We start from the raw sequence: 14,904 nt of genomic DNA on the forward strand, positions 1-14,904 counted from the left end.
CACGATGAACAAATGGATATGGCTCCGGCAGTACGGTGTGTACCTGCTCCAGTTGTATTGGGAGCGGCGCAGTTATCGCACTGCCCTGGTCCTGAGCACCGTTTCCGGCGTGGTGGGGATGGCTCAATTCGCGCTGATGGGAGTCTTTCTCCGGGAGGGCAATACCTTTCCGGGTATCGAACAGTACGGCGGAGACGTCGTCTCGTATCTGCTGTCCGGCACGATTTTCACCGGATTCGTCGCCATTTCGCTGCACAGCTTCAGCAGTACTGTGCAGGAGGAACAGATGGCGGGCACGCTGGAGGCGGTGGCGGATTCCCCGGCGGGAATCCTCCGGGTGATGATCTTCTCGGCGGTCACCGGATTCATCGGGACGGTCGTGGGATCGATCCTGATGATGGGGCTGTTCTCGTTCTTGCTCGGTTTCGACCTGAATATCAACGTCGGTGCGGTGATCATCAGCCTGGTGCTCACGCTGCTCGCGCTCGGTGGATTCGGTATGGCGGGTTGCGGGGTCGTGCTGGTCACCAAGAAGGGGGATCCGATCACCTGGACGGTGCTGACCGCGATGACGCTGCTGTCCGGAGTCCTCTACCCGATCACCGTGCTGCCGCAGTGGCTGCAAACGGTATCGCACTTCCTACCGACCACAACGGCATTGGATCTGGTGCGATCCTCGCTGTTGAACTCAGCGAGCGTGACAGGCACCCTCTCGGCGTCACTACCTCTCGTCGGCTGGGCCGCCCTGAGTGTTCCGCTGGGTGCCGCGCTGCTCCGCTGGGGTCTGCTGACCAGCCGTCGGCGAGGTTCGCTCGGGCAGTACTGAATCGCGTAAACTGCTCGCTCGTGGTTCGCACGGACGGCGCCGGCTCCGCGGGCGATTGCACTGGGGTGAGAGATTGAGCCCGATCAATGTCGCCGTCGTGGACGACCAGCCGCTTGTCGCTTCGGCATTCGAGACGCTACTGGCCGACGAATCCGATATTCGGGTAATGCCGGGTGGACGCAGCGGGCGCGACGCTGTTCAGCTGTGTCGCTCACAACCCGTCGATATCCTCCTGCTCGATATCCGGATGCCGGGCATGGACGGCGTCGCCGCGACACGGGAGATCACACGGTCCGGGAGCCGGCCCCGGGTCATCGTGCTGACGACGTTCAATGTCGATTCCTATGTTGTGGAAGCGGTGGCGGCGGGCGCGTCCGGTTTCCTGCTCAAGGACTGTGAACCGGCCGAATTGCTCGCCGCCATCCGCGCCGTGCACGCCGGTAAGGCGGTGATCGCACCCACCGCGACCACCCATCTCTTCGATGCCTATCGACGAGGCCGGGCCCCGCGCGAAGCGCCCCCCGCGGCGGAATCCAGGTCTTCGGAGGCGCATCGCTCGCTGGCCCAGCTCAGTCCGCGCGAACTCGACGTCCTCGGGTTGATCGCGACCGGACGCACGAACGGTGAGATCGCCGGGCAGCTGGGGATCGCGGAGACGACGGTGAAAACGCATGTCCGCAGCCTGCTCGGGAAATTGAGCTGCCGCGACCGGGTCGCATTGGTGGTGTTGGCGCACGCCGTGGGCCTGGTGCGCTGACCCCCTGCCGGCGCCGGAACCCTCCTCCCGTGGGAGGAGCAGGCGGGCGATATTCGTCCCGCCGAAGGAAGCTCGGCGCACTGTATTCCTCCGATACTCGACGGCATGATCATCGATGCACAACGGCTCAGTAAGCGCTTCGGGCGCACACAGGCGCTGACCGATGTCACGCTGTCGGTCTACCCGGGAACCGTATACGGATTACTGGGATCCAACGGCGCCGGAAAGTCCACCTCGCTGTCGATCCTGCTGGGGCTGCTTCGCCCCGATAGCGGAGTGGTGCGGCTCTTCGGTACGGATTGGCAGCGCGAAAGTCTCGCGCGAGTCGGTGCCTCGGTGAACGGTCCGAGCTTCTACGGTCATCTCAGCGCGCGCAAGAATCTTCGGGTACACGCGAACCTCATCGGCGCCGGAGAGCACGATATCGATCGCGCTCTCCATCTCGCCGGCTTGACCCAGGTCGCCGATCGTCGCGCCGGACGGTATTCGACGGGTATGAAGACGAGGCTCGCCACGGCCATCGCACTGCTGGGTGACCCCGAACTGGTGGTGCTCGACGAGCCGCAGAACGGATTGGACCCCGAGGGCATCCGATATATGCGCGACCTGATGCGTACGATCGCGGCCGAGGGGCGCACCGTGCTGTTCAGCAGTCATGTGCTCACCGAGGTCGCCGCGACGGCACACCATATCGGCTGTATCGTCGCCGGACGCACGGTTTTTCAAGGGACCCTCGCCGATTTCGCGCCCGATGGCAATATCGAGCGCGCGTACTTCGATCGCTGCGCGGCGGTGACGGTATGAGCGCGATCCCGCGGTTTCCCGCGGTGCTGCGCGCACAGACCCAGATCTGGATGCGCTCGCCGCTGGTCGTCGTGCCCTTCGGCGCCGCCGGCTACTCGCTGCTGGTGGCGGGTTTGCAGTTCGCGACGGCCGAGCCGACGTGGGCCGACTCGCTGGCGCATCTCAACATGTGGGTGGTCATGATCGGCCCGCTGTTCACGGCCGTGCTGGCAGGGGCGCTCGCCATGGTCGACAAGCGTTCCCGTTCCGGGGGTGTCGAATACCGTGCCGTCACACGGTCGATGCTGCGCAACGCGCGATTCGTGATCATCGCCGTCTGGTGTCTACTGGCACACAGTGCGACCCTGACGGTGAGCGGTGCGCTGGGTCTGGTTTCGACGACGGCCGCGCCGCTGCAGATCGTGGGAGACAGCATCGGATTACTGGCGGTGCTGTGGATCTCCTATCTCGGCTACTGCGCACTTCTCACCCTGGTCGGCGAGCTGGCGGGCATCGGCGGATGTGTCGCCGTCGGCTTGCTGTTCAGTGTGCTCGGTACGGTGTCCGCCGAGTCGTCGCTGTGGTACCTCGCGCCGCCGGCCTGGATCGTCCGCCCGGCGTTACCGCTGATCGGAACGCATGCGAACGGGGTCGGGCTCGACGGTGCGCAGATCGATCACGGCCCGGCGGCGGCCGTCCTGGGCGCTGTGTCCGCTGTTGCCTTCTTACTGGCGGCGCCGGCGATCAGCGGCACCGTGCAGCGACTCCGGAACTGGGCTCCTTCGGCACCACCGGCGCGGTCGAGAGTTCGTTACGGCACGCCCGGCCGCCGCTACGGCAGTCCGACCGCGGCCGTTTTCGCGATCCTGCGCAGCTGGTGGGTGGGCGTTATGGCGGTCGGCGCGGTCGGCGCGACAGTACTGCTGCAGTGGTGGTACAGCCCGAGCGTGGCCTATTTGTTCTTCGCACTGATAGTTCTGCCGATGGGATGTGCCGTGTTGCCGGCTATCTGGATACCGCGAATACAGGAGGGATTCCGCGCGGTCGCTGTCCGTCCGCGTGATCCACGGACACTGGCCACCCGCGTTGCGCTGTTCCTGCTGGCAACCGAGGCCCTGGTCTGTGTGATCGTCGGTGTGACAGCTGTGCTGGCGAAGGAATCGGTTTCCGGTGCGCTGCGGCAGGTCATGGTTTCCGCCGTGGTCGGCGCGATGCTGGTGATGCTCAGTGCGCTCATCACCGCCGTCGGTGGCCGCATCGCGGGATTGCTGGCCGGGTTCGTCGGCGTCCTGTTCGGAACTCTGGTCGGTGGCACCGGGCTCGCCGATCTCGTCGGTTTGGCCGTTCCGTGGTCGTGGGCGGCCTATCTGGAGGCGAGCCGGATGATATTCACTATCCCGCTGGCCTGCGCGGCCGCAGCGCTGATGTACCGGATCTTCGCCCGCAGGATGACCAGAGTGTGATCGGGTGCTATTCGGGAACAGGGAGTTCCGCCCGAAGGCACACACCCGAAGAGGTCACCGCGACGTCGAATGTGCCGCCGACCGAGGACATCCGCTCCTGCAACCCGGTCAGACCGTTCCCCCTCTGCAGGCTGCGCGGGACGTGGCCGTCGTTGTCCACCACCACGATGCACGACCCCGAATCCTCGCGAACCGTCACCGTCACCGTCGCTTCGCCACCGCCGTGTTTGATGACATTGGTGACCGCTTCGCGGACAACGCGGAGGACGGCGAGCCGGGCGGCGGTCGGCCAGCGTTGCTGCCACGCGGACAGTGTCTCGTCCGGCGGGAGATCGTCGATGACGACAACGCCCGCGTTCCGCGCGCGGACCAGCGTATCGCGCAGGTCGGTGATGGTATCGGCCGACGCCGTATCGCTGTGCCCGTCGCGGAGCAGTCCGACGAGATGCCGGACATCGCCGAGCGCGGCCTTCGAAACCTCGGCCACCGTGCGCAGAGTCCCGGCGGTCGATTCGTGCCGCCGCTCGGCGATATGCAAACCCGCGGTGGCCTGCGCGCGAACAACAGTGAGCGTATGCCCGAGGACGTCGTGCAGCTCGGCGGCTATCCGATTGCGCTCCGTCATCCGGGCGGCTTCGAGTTCACGCTCGTGCGCCGAGCGAATCGTGCGACCGTGCCCGGCGAACAGATACGCGACGGTCAGCACGACGATATGGGTGCCCACCGACCATTGGAAGTTATCCGCCCTGATAGCGGGACTACCGAGACTGCCCGCGACACCGAGCAGAAAGCCGATCGGCCCCCACCACCACGAACGCGCGAATTCGGTCACCGCCATGAGCGATACCGGCGCGAACAACAGGATCGGCTGAACACTGAGGTAGAAGGATGACATGGCCGCGGTGACGGCTATACCGGCGAACAGCAGGTAGGTGCCGAGGAACGCGGGAACCACCCAGATGCGCCGGACGAATACCAGCAGCGCCACACCTGTCGACAGCAGTGCGACGCTCACGTATGCCAGGCGCTGCTCCCCCGGCACGGTAAACACGAGCATCCACGAAATTCCCGCGCAGAACAGTCCGGCGATACCGAGGAGCACATCGACCGCCGGCACACGGCGGAACATGATGCGGGGCATCACAAAACCCTATCGTGGTGGTTTCGAACAGCACGACAACAGCGGGGAGGGGCAGCCCGCACGCGGACTGCCCCTCGCTCCACTCCCGCTCGGAACCCGAGGGGGTTCACATCATTTGCTGATGTGGCATCCGCAGGTCGCGGTATGGACGTGGCAGCCCTGCAGCGGGCCGGTCTCACAGCCCGGGGTGCACAGCGATTTGCTGGTGACCCGTGTCAGCGGCGCCGACGCGGGGTTGGTCAGCGAACGGACCTGCAGGTCGAGGTCGAACTCGGACATCGGTAACTCCTCGGATGTTCTTCGCGTGAAGCGTGTTTCGCTTCCGATATCGAGCCTCTCAGCGAGAACTCACACTGCGATCACACCGGGTTCTCAGCCGGTGGCGGCCGCGTGCACGACCGCTGCCGACGGCGGTACGGCGGATATCGCCGATGACAATCGGTGCCGGGTTTCGTTCGAGGCGGCGGCACCGCCGGCCCGTAGGCTGACCAGCGGCAGTCGGAGAAGACGCGTCGAACCGACGCCCCGGCCGCCCGGATGCACCGGCCACCGGCGGTCCGCACCGTCCGCTCTCAGGAGGATTCTTTGACACGTGAAGTGGTCTACACAGGGTTCGTATCGGTCGACGGAGTGGTGGACTCGCCGGGCGGCCAGATCGAGGGACACCGCAGCGGCGGCTGGGTGATGGATACGGAATTCGTGCCCGAGGCCTACTCGCTCAAGGAGGAGGAACTCGCCGATACGACCGCACTGATGTTCGGCCGTCGCAGCTACGAGGCCTTCGCCACGGCCTGGCGCGATTCGGAGGATCACGCCGCGTACAAGGAGCTCCCCAAGTACGTCGTTTCGACGAGCTTGGCCGAAGGTGACCTGATCGAGGGTTGGGGCCCGATCAGGATCCTGCGGTCGACCGACGATATCGCCGAATTGAAACACACCGATGGTGGCGCGATCTTCATCCACGGAAGTGCCGAGCTGGCTCGGCGGCTGTCGGACGCCGAACTGATCGACCGGTACAACCTTCTCGTGTTCCCGGTGCTGCTCGGAGCGGGTAAGAGCCTGTTCAGCAGGGCGGACCGGGATAAGCAGACCCTGCGCCTGCGGGAGTCCGCGGTCTATTCCAACGGCGTAACGAAGCTCATCTACGACGTCGTGCACTGAGCGGAATCCAGCGCGACGATGGACTCGGTGTAACCGGGACGCGACCGGTTTCGACTCGAACAGCGGCCCGTCCGTGACCTCGAATCAAGAACTTGATGGTTCCTTGTCTGGTATGCGGGCCCACAGCGGCGAAAACTGAATCCGTGCGCCGATGAATCAATTTTGTTTCCATCCGACCGGAGGATCGAAATGTCAGCCAGGATCACCAAAGTCTTCGCCGCAACCGCCATCGCACTTTTCCTGGGCGCGTTCGCGGCTCCCGCCGCGTCCGCCGCTACCGGCCCCGTTCAGCTTCCGGGTCTGGGATCCGTGGAGATCTGCGTACCACTGGGCAGTGCCGAGGTATGCATCTGAGTTTTCCCACCGCAGCTCGAAGAGGAGCGTGCACCAGGATGAGCAGGCCGCGTCTTCGCGCGACCTGCTCATCCGCGTTGATACCTCTTCACCGGATATACGACCGCCTCGATGCCCATTGCCACCACCCAGTTTTGATAGCTAATATCAATCAGTCCGACCGGTCGGGATCTACCACTCGACAGAACGGAACCTGTTCATGAGGCCAACATCGCGTATCGGTCCCCGGCTTCTCGGCGCGACCGTCGGGGCCGCCGCCTTCTTCTTCGCCGTCGCCGCTCCCGCGGCCGCCCTTCCCGGACCTCTGGTCCGCACCGATAACGGACCGAACCCTCAGGTCGAGCTGCACAGCTACTGCGCCGCTCCCGGCCAGACCGGCCACCTCGCGGACGGCACAACCGTCTACTGCTCCCCCGTATCGGGGAGTGACACCTTCGCGTGGTCCTACTACTCCGAGCCGCTGCCGATGGATCCGAACACCATCAACTACAACTGCGACAGCGGCAGCTGTGCCTATCCCGACGGATCCCAGGTCCCTCTGGAGCAGCGCTGCGGTATCCAGTGCGGCGAGCCACCCACCCCGGGTGACGTCGACAACCATATGAACAACAGTCGCCGCTGAACCCCACCGATCCCCATCGGCCGGTAGCCCGGCTGCTATCGTCGATCGGGTCATCGAAATACAGGAGACCGACCATGGTTGGTGAACTCGACATCACCGGGGTCACCCGGCTCTGACGGCCACCAGTTGAGCGCATTCGGGCGCCGCTGCCGTGGCCATGTCGCCGTTCATCACTCCCTCTCGCGGCGCGTTGCGAAGCGCCCGCACGAAACCTGAGGTCTCCCCACATGCCCGATGCTTATATCGTCTGTTCGAACCTGTCGTTCTCCTGGCCGGACGACACCCCTGTCTTCGCCGATCTGTCGTTCACCGTGCCCGGCGGGCGCACCGGGCTCGTCGCCCCGAACGGCGCCGGTAAGAGCACTCTGCTGCGCTTGATCGCGGGTGATCTGCGACCCGTGGACGGCAGCGTCACCGTCGACGGCGTGCTCGGCTATCTCCCCCAGACGCTCCCCCTGACCGGCGATATGACCGTCGCCGAGCTCCTGGGCATCGCCCCCGTGCTGGCGGCGCTGGAAGCGGTCGAATCGGGTGATACCGCCGAGGAGCACTTCACCACGATCGGTTCGGAGTGGGATATCGAGGAACGCACCCGCGCCCAGCTGGACCGGCTGGAGCTGGGCGATCTCGAGTTCACCCGCCGGCTGCACACGCTCAGCGGTGGTCAGGTGGTATCGCTGGGTCTCGCGGCCCAACTGCTGCGCCGGCCCGATGTGCTACTGCTCGACGAACCCACCAACAACCTCGATCTGGACGCACGCCACCGGCTCTACGATCTGCTCGGCGACTGGAACGGCTGCCTGCTGCTGGTGAGCCACGACCGCGCACTCCTGGATCGAATGGACCGTATCGCCGAACTCCATGCCGGCGAGATCAACTATCACGGCGGCAATTTCACCGATTACGAACAAGCGGTGCGGGCCGCGCGGGAGGTCGCGGAGAAGAACATCCGCAATGCGGAACAGGAGGTGAAACGGGAGAAACGGGAGTTGCAGCAGGCCCGGGAACGCGCCGCCCGCCGATCGAGCAACGCCGCCCGTAATCTCGGCAACGCCGGACTGCCGAAGATCTTCGCGGGCACCATGAAACGCAACGCGCAGGAATCCGCGGGCCGCGCGGACGGCACGCACACCGCCCGCGTCGATGCCGCCCGGAACCGGCTCGACCAGGCCGAACGGACGCTACGCGAGGACCAGAAAATCGCGCTGCAATTGCCCGGTACCAATGTCCCGGCCGGACGTACGGTATTTCTCGGCGAACACATCCGCTACGGGATCGGTGATCGGCAGATATTCGCCGGCGAGGGTGCGGATCTGGCGATTCGCGGACCCGAACGCATCGCGCTGACGGGTCCGAACGGCGCCGGCAAGTCCACCTTGTTGCGCATCCTCCACGGTGATCTCGCCGCTGCGTCCGGCGAGATCACCCGCGCGGACGGGCGCGTGGCCTATCTGTCCCAGCGTTTGGATCTGCTCGACACGGACCGCACCGTAGCCGAGAACCTGGCCACGTTCGCCCCGGACCTACCGACCGCCCAGCGGATGAACCTACTGGCCCGGTTCCTGTTCCGGGGCGCCCGGGTACACCTGCGAGTCGGCGATCTCTCCGGCGGCGAACGGTTGCGGGCCACACTGGCCTGCATTCTGTTCGCCGAGCCGGCACCACAACTCCTACTGCTGGACGAACCGACCAACAACCTAGATCTGGTCAGCGTGGGACAACTGGAGAACGCGCTCAACGCCTACGAGGGAGCATTCGTAGTGGTCAGCCACGACGAACGCTTCCTCACCGAAATAGGTGTCCAGCGCTGGCTGCGGTTGTCCGAAGGCCGGCTCCTCGAGGTCGCCGCACCCGCGACAAGCAGCTGAGGCTCCGCCTCGTCCGAGTGAGGTCGTCCGGTGAACAGCAGGCATCGGGCGACCCCACTCACCGATCCCTCACAGCGGAATACGCTCGATGCTGCCGGATTCCATGGCGACCCACAGGGCGCCGTCCGGACCGACGGTCAACCCGTGCGGTTCGCTTCCCGGCAGATCCGTTTCGGTGATCACACCCTCGACTGTGATGCGGCCGAGTCGCGATACCGCCCATTCGGTGAACCAGAGGGCACCGTCGGGGCCGGTGATGATGGCGTGAGGGCGTGCCTCGCGATCCGGTAGCGGGAACTCCGTGATATCGCCGGTGGTGCTGATCCGGCCGACCTGGCCGGCGCCGATCTCGACGAACCAGAGGGCGCCGTCCGGGCCGGGCGTGATGCCGACCGGGCCGGCCGCCGACGTGGGGAGCGGGTATACGGATGTCGTCCCGCCGAGGTCGGTTCGTCCGATCGCGTTGCCCTGGTTGAGCGTGTACCAGAGGGCGCCGTCCGAGCCGGTGCCGATCATCGACGGCATACCGGTCACCGGGAAACGGGTGATATCGCCGTCCAGGGTGAGTCGCCCGATCCGGCCGGCCTGCAGTTCGGTGAACCACAGGGCACCGTCGGGGCCGGCGGTGAGACCGTAGGGCGATTCGGCGGGAAACCAGGCCGGATCACCTTCCCCAGTGATCCGGCCTATTCGGTTGCCGCGGAATTCGGTGAACCATACGGCTTCATCGGGTCCGGGCACGATCACCGTCGGCTGCCCGTCGGGCCGGCCGAGTGGATAGGTGCGAACCTCACCGTCGAGAAACCGGCCGACCGCGCCCGCGCCGGACAGTGTGAACCACAGAGCCCCGTCGGGTCCCGGGCTCACTCCGTACGGCGACCCGGCGACCCGAAACACGCTCACTCCTCTTCCCGCACCGGCTTCTCGGTGCGATACGACCCGTCCATGACGAGCCGCCCGGTCATGGCCCGCTGAGCGGGCGGATCAGGCGGTAGACAGCTGAGCCTGCCACATCCAGTGCAGTTGTTCGAGCCGGGCCGCGATCTCGATGAAGAGATCCTGGGTCACCGGGTCGGCCTTCTCGGTGAGCTCGATGCGCTCGCGGAACCGGCGGATCACCGTGTTGAGATTCGTAACTATCGCATTGATGACATCGGTGTCCTGCTGCCAGCCGTCGGGGAATTCCAGCCCGGCCGCCTCCTTGGCCACTGTGGCGGCACGCCCGTCCGGACTGACCCCGATGGCGGTGGCACGTTCGGCGGCCGAGTCGGTGAAGTCGCGGGCCGCGGTCACCAGTTCGTCGAGTGCCAGATGGACGGAACGGAAGTGGGTGCCGAGCACATTCCAATGTGCCTGCTTGGCGATCAGGGACAGATCGATCAGGTCGACGACACTCGCCCGGAGAGCGTCACCGGTGATGCGCTGCTGTTCCGGGTCGAGTGTGCTCTTGATCGGGACGTTCATCCTCGAATGCCTTTCTTTGTCGTTACGCACTTGTGCGCGGGACACGGGCCGACTACCCGGTCTCGTGGCACTCAATCACCGGCCCCCGCTGTCAGCTCGCTCACACGGGGAACCGGAGCGGGACAATCGCACCGGCCGGTTCGACTATCCGGCCACGCGATGAACGCCACGGAGACGATCCGGGTAGTGCGGCTACCCGATGTTTCACGGGTCGTTCCCCGGGTAGGTCGCGGGCAGACCGCTACCGCGCACGACCCGGAAAGGAGCAGGGTATGGGCCAGCAGCACAATCTGACCGGACAGCGGGTCGCTGTTCTCGCCACGGACGGGGTGGAACAGGTCGAGCTTGTCGAACCGCGTTCCGCGGTCGAGGACGCCGGGGCGAGTACCGCCTTGCTGTCGCTGCGATCAGGCGAGATCCAGGCCATGAACCATGACGTGGAGAAGGGCGACACTTTCACTGTCGACCGGGTCGTCGGCGAATGCAGTCCCGACGAATTCGATGCCCTGCTGCTGCCCGGCGGCACCACGAATCCTGATCAACTCCGCCAGGACCCGGACGCCGTGCGGTTCGTCCGCGATTTCTTCGCCGCCGGTAAACCGGTCGGTGTGATCTGTCACGGACCGTGGACGCTGGTAGAAGCCGATGTGGTCCGGGGCCGCACCCTGACCTCCTATCCCAGCGTCCGGACCGATATCCGGAATGCCGGTGGCATCGTGGTCGACGAAGAGGTGGTCAACGACCACGGTCTGGTGTCCAGCCGCAACCCCGGTGACCTGCCCGCGTTCTGCGCGAAGATTCTCGAGGAGTTCGCCGAGGGCAAACATCCGGTGCATCCGGAGGGCGCGACCGCCATCCGGTGATTCTCCAGCGCAGTGGATCGAGCCCGAGCCGATACCGACCGGCCCTGGCCGGCATCACGTACTCGTTGTCGCCCGGACCGTGCGCGTCAGGGCGGGGCGGCCGGCGACCGCTGCGGCACGCGAAATCGCCTCGCGGACAATCGCTCCGCTCAGCCGGTCTGCTGCCAACCGGTATAGGCCTCGGCCAGATAGGCCGAACCGTGCCGGGATCCGGTGACCGACGCCAGTTCTCCGCGCTGCCGCGCGATATCGAACGCGGAGGCGCCGTCGACGGAATGCAGCATCGTGGTCATCCAGTACGAGAAGTGCTGAGCTTTCCACACCCGGTCGAGTGCCCGCTCGGTGTAGCTGTCGAGCACCCGATCACCGCCTCCGGCAAGAAATTCGGTGATGGATTCGTGCAGCACTTCGACATCGGCCAAGGCAAGGTTCAGCCCTTTCGCTCCGGTCGGCGGGACGGTGTGCGCGGCATCGCCGGCGAGCAGTAACCGGCCGTGGCGCATCGGAGCGGTGACGAAGGACCGGAACGGCAGCACCATCTTCGCGTGGATCGGCCCCTCCTCGATCTCGAAACCGTTCCCGTTGACCCGGCGGCGCATCTCCGCCCAGACCCGGTCGTCGTCCCATTCCTCGGGCCGCTCATCGGGCGAGCACTGGAAATACATCCGCTGCACGGTGGGGGTGCGCTGGCTGACCAGCGCGAATCCGTGGTCGGAGTGGGCGTAGATCAGCTCCTCGTGCGAGCGCGGCGCCTCGGTGAGGAAACCGAACCAGGCGAACGGGTATTCGCGGAACCATTCCTTCCGGGTGCCCTCCGGGAATGTCTTACGGCAGACCGAACGGGAGCCGTCCGCCCCGACCACCAGATCCGCCTCGACCCGGGCCGGGCGCCCGTCCGCACCGGTGAACGACACCACGGGACGTTCTCCCGAGATATCGACCGCGGTATCGGAAACGCCGTACCGCACGTCGCCCTGATCGGCTTCCCGGCGGGCGGCGAGATCGGCGAAAACATCGTTCTGCGGGTACAGCCATACCGATTCGCCGACCAGTTCCTGGAAGTCGATGCGATGGTTCTCCCCGCCGAACCGCAACACCACGCCGTCGTGCCGATCACCCTCGGTGATCACGCGATCGGAGACTCCCGTATCCACCAGGGTGCGCACCGAACCCGCTTCGAGGATGCCCGCGCGGATCGTGGTGGCGATCTCGTGCCGGCCGCGGATATCGACCACCACCGAGTCGATTCCGGACCGGTGCAGCAGATGGGAGAGCAGCAGACCCGCCGGTCCCGCGCCGACAATGGCTACCTGAGTGCGGGTGGAGGTCATACGGCGTACTCCTTCAGATCGTCGGGGCCGGAGGTTTCATCGGTTGGGTTCGACTGCCGGGCCAGCCGGGGCAAGGTGGCGAGCGCGAGCAGTCCGATCCCCGCGACCAGCGCGAAGAAGTAGAAACCCCACGGATGGGCGGATCCGGCGACGATGAGCGCTCCGGTGATACTCGGGCCGAAGATGGCGCCGAGCCGGCCGACGGCGGCGGCCAGTCCGAGCGCGGTGGCCCGGATCTCGGCCGGATAGGCCTGGGTTATGTAGGCGTAGACGAGCACCTGGGCGGAGAATACGAAGATTCCGGTGATCAGCACCAGGGCGTTGAGCAGCAACGTATTCGGGACCTTGATACTCAGCAGCGCGAGCAGCACCGCGGCACCGCCGAACCAGACCAGAATCGTCGGTTTGATACCCCGGCGGTCGGCGAGCGCCCCCGCGATCACGAGACCGATGATCGCGCCGATATTCAGTACCAGCAGCAGCGTCAGCGAGGTCGACATGTTGTATCCGGCGTCGCGCATCAGCTTGGGCAGCCAAGTGTTCAGGCCGTAGACCAGCAGCAGCCCCATGAAGGATCCGACCCAGACGCCGAGGGTTATGCGCAGGTATTTCGGCTGCAGCACAACAGTCGGGTTGACCCGTTCCACCTTCCCCTGGACCGCCAGGTAGGCGTCCGATTCCGGCAGCTTGAACCACATGAGCGGTAGCAGCAGCAACCCGGCCACACCACCGGCGTAGAACAGGATCTCCCAGCTGGGGATCAGCCAGAGCGCGAGCACCGACGCCGATACCGCGCCGAAGTGGTAGCCGGTCATGGTGAAGGTGCTGGCGAACGCCCGGCGCGACGGAGGCATATGTTCGGCCATGAAGGTCAGCGCGGTGGGCATACAGGCGCCGAGCCCGAGCCCGGCGAGCAGCCGGAAGGCACCGAACATCCCGACCGACCCGGCCCACGGCACCGCGATCGTGAAGATCGAGAACAGCAGGATCGAGCCCAGCAGGACCGAGCGGCGGCCGTAGCGGTCGGCCAGCGGACCGGACCCGGCGGCGCCGATGGCCACACCGACCAGGGAGATGGTCGCGGCGAAGGTGGCGCTCGCGGCGGTGAAACCGACGTGGTTCTCGTCGATGAGGGTCGGGATGACCGCGCCGAGCACGACGAGGTCGTACCCGTCGAGCAGCACGGTGAGCCAGCAGAGCGCGGCCGGCCACGACAGGAATTTGTTCATGGTGGGGGATTCATTTCTGATCAACGAGTCGTAGCGCCGACCCGGTCTGTGATGGCACTCACGCTAGGCTGGGATTCATCAGAAATCCAATAGATGATTTTCTGACATTGCATAGAGGAGATCTATGGCCCCGGATTTCGACCTCAACCTGGTGCGCACCTTCGTCCTGCTCTACGAGACCCGCAGCGTGACGGCGGCCGCCGATCTCCTCGGCGTCACCCAGCCGACGGTCAGCTACGGTCTCGGCAAACTCCGCCGCCGCCTCGACGACGAACTGTTCGTCCGCGGCCCCGGCGGCCTGACCGCGACCTCGGAAGCCGAACGGCTTTACCCCCCGCTGCGCCGCGCGCTCGCGGACGTAACCGAAACACTCGGCACCACTACGGAATTCGACCCCGATCGCCCGACCCAGTTCACTCTCGGACTCTCCGACCTGGGAGAAGTGACGGTACTGCCGCTCGTCCTCGCGGAACTGGCGGCGCAGGCTCCGCGGGCCCGGCTGCGCGTCCGGGCGTTCGACCTGGAGACGGCCACCGATCAGCTGACCCGCGGTGAGATGGACGCCATTGTGGCCAGCCCGGTCCTGGATTCGCCGCGGCTGCGGCGGACCGTCCTGTTCACCGAGGGCTACGCCGGAATGGTCGCCGCCGACCATCCCCGGCTGCGCGCCTCGGCCCCGTCGCAGACCGATCTCGAACGGGAGCGGCATGTGGTTGTCGACGGCGCGACCGGGCATACCGGTCCGCGCGAGGCCCTGGTCGAACATCGGCTCGAGGAGCGGATCGCGGTCCGGGTCACCCGGTTCGCGACCCTGCCGTACGTGGTGCAGGACAGTGAACTGGTCGCCATCGTCCCCGAGCGGGTCGCCCGGGCGCTGGCCCGGACGCATTCCGTGCGGATCTTCGCGCTGCCGTGGGCGATCGAACCGGTCGAGGTCGCCGCATATACGCGCCACGCACCGGATCGTGGTGGCCCGCAGCAGTGGTTTCTCGAGGTGATCCGGACAGCGATGACCCGGATGCCGGCCTGGTGAGATCGGTGA

At 66.0% G+C, this 14,904-nt stretch carries 16 protein-coding genes; 10 read left to right on the forward strand and 6 right to left on the reverse strand.

Annotation, left to right across the window (positions count from 1 at the left end):
• Positions 1 to 4 precede the first annotated feature (4 nt).
• The 4 genes from ABZ827_RS23100 to ABZ827_RS23115 all read left to right on the forward strand — a co-directional run bounded on the left by ABZ827_RS23100 (position 5) and on the right by ABZ827_RS23115 (position 3,829).
• Positions 5 to 826, forward strand: a complete 822-nt coding sequence (locus ABZ827_RS23100) for an ABC transporter permease (RefSeq protein WP_357240115.1) — start codon at positions 5 to 7, stop codon at positions 824 to 826.
• A gap of 73 nt (positions 827 to 899) precedes the next feature.
• The gene (locus ABZ827_RS23105) at positions 900 to 1,583 is read left to right on the forward strand and encodes a response regulator transcription factor (protein WP_357240117.1); all 684 of its coding nucleotides are present in this window, start codon (positions 900 to 902) and stop codon (positions 1,581 to 1,583) included.
• Positions 1,584 to 1,688: 105 nt separating this feature from the next.
• Positions 1,689 to 2,387, forward strand: coding sequence for an ATP-binding cassette domain-containing protein (locus ABZ827_RS23110; RefSeq protein ID WP_357240120.1), 699 nt, complete (start codon positions 1,689 to 1,691; stop codon positions 2,385 to 2,387).
• Entirely contained in the window at positions 2,384 to 3,829 is a 1,446-nt protein-coding gene (locus tag ABZ827_RS23115) for a hypothetical protein (RefSeq protein WP_357240123.1), read from the forward strand. The genes ABZ827_RS23110 and ABZ827_RS23115 overlap by 4 nt, the downstream gene beginning before the upstream one ends.
• 7 nt (positions 3,830 to 3,836) lie before the next feature.
• On the opposite strand, the gene ABZ827_RS23120 is transcribed toward ABZ827_RS23115, so the two are convergent.
• Positions 3,837 to 4,970, reverse strand: a complete 1,134-nt coding sequence (locus tag ABZ827_RS23120) for a histidine kinase (protein ID WP_357240125.1) — start codon at positions 4,968 to 4,970, stop codon at positions 3,837 to 3,839.
• A gap of 111 nt (positions 4,971 to 5,081) precedes the next feature.
• Positions 5,082 to 5,249 carry a gallidermin/nisin family lantibiotic gene (locus tag ABZ827_RS23125; protein WP_357240128.1) on the reverse strand — a complete coding sequence of 56 codons (168 nt, stop codon included), beginning with the start codon at positions 5,247 to 5,249 and terminating at the stop codon, positions 5,082 to 5,084.
• A 306-nt stretch (positions 5,250 to 5,555) separates the two neighbouring features.
• On the opposite strand from ABZ827_RS23125, the gene ABZ827_RS23130 reads away from it, so the two are divergent.
• The 4 genes from ABZ827_RS23130 to abc-f all read left to right on the forward strand — a co-directional run bounded on the left by ABZ827_RS23130 (position 5,556) and on the right by abc-f (position 8,975).
• The gene (locus ABZ827_RS23130) at positions 5,556 to 6,131 is read left to right on the forward strand and encodes a dihydrofolate reductase family protein (RefSeq protein WP_357240131.1); all 576 of its coding nucleotides are present in this window, start codon (positions 5,556 to 5,558) and stop codon (positions 6,129 to 6,131) included.
• A 189-nt stretch (positions 6,132 to 6,320) separates the two neighbouring features.
• Complete coding sequence (locus ABZ827_RS23135; protein ID WP_357240134.1) at positions 6,321 to 6,485, forward strand: hypothetical protein; 165 nt, start codon at positions 6,321 to 6,323, stop codon at positions 6,483 to 6,485.
• Positions 6,486 to 6,684: 199 nt separating this feature from the next.
• Positions 6,685 to 7,107 carry a hypothetical protein gene (locus ABZ827_RS23140; RefSeq protein WP_357240137.1) on the forward strand — a complete coding sequence of 141 codons (423 nt, stop codon included), beginning with the start codon at positions 6,685 to 6,687 and terminating at the stop codon, positions 7,105 to 7,107.
• Between the two features lie 227 nt (positions 7,108 to 7,334).
• Complete coding sequence (abc-f, locus tag ABZ827_RS23145) at positions 7,335 to 8,975, forward strand: ribosomal protection-like ABC-F family protein (protein WP_357240140.1); 1,641 nt, start codon at positions 7,335 to 7,337, stop codon at positions 8,973 to 8,975.
• A gap of 69 nt (positions 8,976 to 9,044) precedes the next feature.
• On the opposite strand, the gene ABZ827_RS23150 is transcribed toward abc-f, so the two are convergent.
• Positions 9,045 to 9,878 (reverse strand): virginiamycin B lyase, encoded by an 834-nt coding sequence (locus ABZ827_RS23150; RefSeq protein WP_357240143.1) that lies wholly within the window; start codon positions 9,876 to 9,878, stop codon positions 9,045 to 9,047.
• Positions 9,879 to 9,959: 81 nt separating this feature from the next.
• Positions 9,960 to 10,439 (reverse strand): DNA starvation/stationary phase protection protein, encoded by a 480-nt coding sequence (locus ABZ827_RS23155; protein WP_357240146.1) that lies wholly within the window; start codon positions 10,437 to 10,439, stop codon positions 9,960 to 9,962.
• A 272-nt stretch (positions 10,440 to 10,711) separates the two neighbouring features.
• Between ABZ827_RS23155 and ABZ827_RS23160 the strand changes: the two genes are divergently transcribed.
• A complete protein-coding gene (locus tag ABZ827_RS23160; protein ID WP_357240149.1) occupies positions 10,712 to 11,302 on the forward strand; it encodes a type 1 glutamine amidotransferase domain-containing protein in 591 nt (196 codons plus the stop codon).
• 149 nt (positions 11,303 to 11,451) lie between these two features.
• On the opposite strand, the gene ABZ827_RS23165 is transcribed toward ABZ827_RS23160, so the two are convergent.
• Both ABZ827_RS23165 and ABZ827_RS23170 read right to left on the reverse strand, forming a co-directional pair.
• Entirely contained in the window at positions 11,452 to 12,633 is a 1,182-nt protein-coding gene (locus tag ABZ827_RS23165; RefSeq protein WP_357240152.1) for a 4-hydroxybenzoate 3-monooxygenase, read from the reverse strand.
• Positions 12,630 to 13,862 (reverse strand): aromatic acid/H+ symport family MFS transporter, encoded by a 1,233-nt coding sequence (locus tag ABZ827_RS23170; RefSeq protein ID WP_357240155.1) that lies wholly within the window; start codon positions 13,860 to 13,862, stop codon positions 12,630 to 12,632. Before ABZ827_RS23170 ends, ABZ827_RS23165 begins: the two co-directional genes overlap by 4 nt.
• Positions 13,863 to 13,986: 124 nt before the next feature.
• Here ABZ827_RS23170 and ABZ827_RS23175 point away from each other — a divergent pair, with 124 nt between their 5' ends.
• Positions 13,987 to 14,895: a LysR family transcriptional regulator gene (locus ABZ827_RS23175; RefSeq protein ID WP_357240158.1), complete on the forward strand. Its 909-nt coding sequence runs from the start codon at positions 13,987 to 13,989 to the stop codon at positions 14,893 to 14,895.
• The last annotated feature ends 9 nt before the right edge of the window (positions 14,896 to 14,904 follow it).

Origin of the sequence: Nocardia sp. NPDC019395, from assembly GCF_040632335.1 — a bacterium.
Taxonomy (GTDB): domain Bacteria; phylum Actinomycetota; class Actinomycetes; order Mycobacteriales; family Mycobacteriaceae; genus Nocardia.

Excerpts from the sequence above, each read along its gene's own strand:
- ABZ827_RS23170 (WP_357240155.1), bottom strand. The coding sequence starts at position 13,862 with ATGAACAAATTCCTGTCGTGGCCGGCCGCGCTCTGCTGGCTCACCGTG.
- ABZ827_RS23140 (WP_357240137.1), top strand. The coding sequence starts at position 6,685 with ATGAGGCCAACATCGCGTATCGGTCCCCGGCTTCTCGGCGCGACCGTC.
- ABZ827_RS23135 (WP_357240134.1), top strand. The coding sequence starts at position 6,321 with ATGTCAGCCAGGATCACCAAAGTCTTCGCCGCAACCGCCATCGCACTT.
- ABZ827_RS23160 (WP_357240149.1), top strand. The coding sequence starts at position 10,712 with ATGGGCCAGCAGCACAATCTGACCGGACAGCGGGTCGCTGTTCTCGCC.
- ABZ827_RS23175 (WP_357240158.1), top strand. The coding sequence starts at position 13,987 with ATGGCCCCGGATTTCGACCTCAACCTGGTGCGCACCTTCGTCCTGCTC.
- ABZ827_RS23155 (WP_357240146.1), bottom strand. The coding sequence starts at position 10,439 with ATGAACGTCCCGATCAAGAGCACACTCGACCCGGAACAGCAGCGCATC.
- ABZ827_RS23120 (WP_357240125.1), bottom strand. The coding sequence starts at position 4,970 with ATGCCCCGCATCATGTTCCGCCGTGTGCCGGCGGTCGATGTGCTCCTC.
- ABZ827_RS23165 (WP_357240152.1), bottom strand. The coding sequence starts at position 12,633 with ATGACCTCCACCCGCACTCAGGTAGCCATTGTCGGCGCGGGACCGGCG.
- ABZ827_RS23110 (WP_357240120.1), top strand. The coding sequence starts at position 1,689 with ATGATCATCGATGCACAACGGCTCAGTAAGCGCTTCGGGCGCACACAG.
- ABZ827_RS23125 (WP_357240128.1), bottom strand. The coding sequence starts at position 5,249 with ATGTCCGAGTTCGACCTCGACCTGCAGGTCCGTTCGCTGACCAACCCC.
- ABZ827_RS23115 (WP_357240123.1), top strand. The coding sequence starts at position 2,384 with ATGAGCGCGATCCCGCGGTTTCCCGCGGTGCTGCGCGCACAGACCCAG.
- abc-f (WP_357240140.1), top strand. The coding sequence starts at position 7,335 with ATGCCCGATGCTTATATCGTCTGTTCGAACCTGTCGTTCTCCTGGCCG.
- ABZ827_RS23100 (WP_357240115.1), top strand. The coding sequence starts at position 5 with ATGAACAAATGGATATGGCTCCGGCAGTACGGTGTGTACCTGCTCCAG.